This is a genomic window from Pseudomonas sp. NPDC096950, from assembly GCF_044762525.1.
Taxonomy (GTDB): Bacteria; Pseudomonadota; Gammaproteobacteria; order Pseudomonadales; family Pseudomonadaceae; genus Aquipseudomonas.
Genome location: NZ_JBIWEL010000058.1, coordinates 1 through 2,509, shown reverse-complemented (window position 1 = coordinate 2,509; position 2,509 = coordinate 1). Strand labels below are relative to the sequence as shown.

Below are 2,509 nucleotides of genomic sequence, written 5' to 3'. Positions count from 1 at the left end.
CTTGCGTCTGTTCTTCGACCACGACTTGCGGTTCCTCGCGCAATTTCGCTAGTCGTAACGAATTCTTAGGAGAGCAGGATGAAATTCAGTGAACAATGGCTGCGTGGCTGGGTAAGCCCGCAGGTAAGTCGTGACGAGCTGGTTGCTCGTCTGTCGATGGCCGGTCTTGAGGTCGACAGCGTTACGCTGGCCGCCGGCGAATTCAGCGGTGTGGTAGTGGGCGAGGTGCTGAGCACCGAGCAACACCCGGACGCCGACAAGTTGCGTGTTTGCCAGGTCAGCAATGGCGCGGAGACTTTCCAGGTCGTGTGCGGTGCGCCCAACGTGCGCCCGGGCCTGAAGATCCCGTTTGCCATGATCGGTGCCGAACTGCCGGGCGACTTCAAGATCAAGAAAGCCAAGCTGCGTGGCGTTGAATCCAACGGCATGCTGTGCTCGCAAGCTGAACTGCAAGTGGGCGAAGGCAACGATGGCCTGATGGAATTGCCGGCCGATGCGCCGGTTGGTCAGGACATTCGTGAATACCTGGGCCTGGACGACGCTAGCATCGAGGTAGACCTGACCCCGAACCGCGGCGACTGCCTGTCCCTGGCCGGTCTGGCCCGTGAAGTCGGTGCGCTTTACAACGCCGAAGTCACCCGTCCGGTGGTGGCCGTGGTGCCCGCCGTGCACGATGAAGTGCGTTCGGTTGAAGTGCTGGCGCCAGCCGCTTGCCCGCGTTACCTGGGTCGTGTGATCCGTAACGTCGACCTGTCCAAGCCAACACCGCTGTGGATGGTCGAGCGCTTGCGCCGTGGCGACGTGCGCAGCATTGACGCTGCCGTCGACATTACCAACTACGTGATGCTGGAACTGGGTCAACCGCTGCACGCATTCGATCTCGCCGAAATCAATGGCGGCATCCGCGTGCGCATGGCTGAAGAGGGCGAGAAGCTGGTTTTGCTCGACGGTCAGGAAGTCAGCCTGCGTAGCGATACGCTGGTGATTGCCGACCATACCCGCGCCTTGGCCATTGCCGGCGTGATGGGGGGCGAGCACAGCGGCGTCAACACCGCGACCACTCGTGACGTGTTCCTCGAAAGCGCATTCTTCGACCAGATTGCCGTCGCTGGCAAGGCCCGTTCCTACGGCCTGCACACCGACGCTTCGCACCGCTACGAGCGCGGCGTGGACTGGCAACTGGCCCGTGAAGCCATGGAGCGCGCCACTGGCCTGCTGCTGGAAATCACTGGCGGCGAAGCCGGCCCGATCATCGAAACCGTCAGCGAGCAGCACCTGCCGAAAATCGCGCCGGTCACCCTGCGCGCGCAACGCATCTCCCAGATGCTGGGCATGGAAATGGAAGCGTCCGAAGTCGAGCGTCTGCTCAACGGCTTGGGCCTGACCGTTTCCGCCGATGGGGCAGGGCAGTGGCGCGTAGAAGTGCCAAGCCATCGCTTCGACATCAGCCTGGAAGTTGACCTGATCGAAGAGCTGGCCCGTCTGTACGGTTACAACCGTCTGCCGGTTCGCTACCCGCAAGCCCGCCTGGCGCCGCAAGCCAAGGCTGAAGCCCGTAGCGAGCTGCCTGAACTGCGCCGTCTGTTGGTGGCCCGTGGTTATCAGGAAGCGATCACCTACAGCTTCATCGATCCGAAACAATTCGAACTGTTTAATCCGGGTGTTGAACCGCTGTTGCTGGCTAACCCGATTTCCAACGACATGGCTGCCATGCGTTCGTCCCTGTGGCCAGGTCTGGTCAAGGCGCTTCAGCACAACCTGAACCGTCAACAGGATCGCGTCCGCCTGTTCGAAAGCGGCCTGCGCTTTGTCGGTCAGCTGGAAGGCTTGAAGCAAGAGCCGATGCTGGCGGGTGTTGAGTGTGGTAGCCGTCTGCCGGAAGGTTGGGCGCAGGGTCGCGATGTCGTGGACTTCTTCGACGTCAAGGCTGACGTGGAAGCAGTATTGGGCTTTGCCGGTGCGCTGGGTTCGTTCACTTTCGTGCCAGGCAAGCACCCGGCGCTGCATCCAGGTCAGACCGCGCGCATCGAGCGTGAAGGTCGTCTGGTGGGTTACGTCGGCGCGATTCACCCGGAATTATCGAAAACCCTCGGTCTCGACCGTCCGGTCTTCGTTTTCGAGCTGGTTCTGGCGGAAGTGGCGTTGGGTAAAATGCCTAAATTCCAAGAGTTGTCGCGCTTTCCTGAAGTGCGTCGTGACCTTGCGCTGATTGCCGAAAAAGACGTCGCAGCCAGCGCCGTACTGGACGTAATCCGTGAAAATGCAGGGGAATGGCTGACGGACCTCAGGCTATTTGACGTGTATCAGGGTAAAGGCATTGATCCTGATAGAAAAAGCCTCGCAGTTGGCTTGACCTGGCAGCATCCATCGCGCACTCTTAATGACGATGAGGTGAATAACACGACGCAAAATATCCTCACCTCGCTCGAAACCCTGCCGGGTGTGCTCCGTCCCCCATCCCTCCTTTTCAGCAGTGCCATGGGCGGCGAGCCAAGTCGGGCTGATTAGC

General features: G+C 60.6%; 1 protein-coding gene. It reads left to right on the top strand.

Going from position 1 to position 2,509, the window contains the following annotated elements; genetic code table 11:
- Positions 1–78 precede the first annotated feature (78 nt).
- Positions 79–2,508, top strand: coding sequence for a phenylalanine--tRNA ligase subunit beta (pheT, locus tag ACIQY3_RS34295; RefSeq protein WP_403029106.1), 2,430 nt, complete (start codon positions 79–81; stop codon positions 2,506–2,508).
- Position 2,509 lies beyond the last annotated feature (1 nt).

Bases quoted from the DNA above. Each gene is read 5' to 3' on its own strand.
- pheT (WP_403029106.1), top strand. From the start codon at position 79: ATGAAATTCAGTGAACAATGGCTGCGTGGCTGGGTAAGCCCGCAGGTA.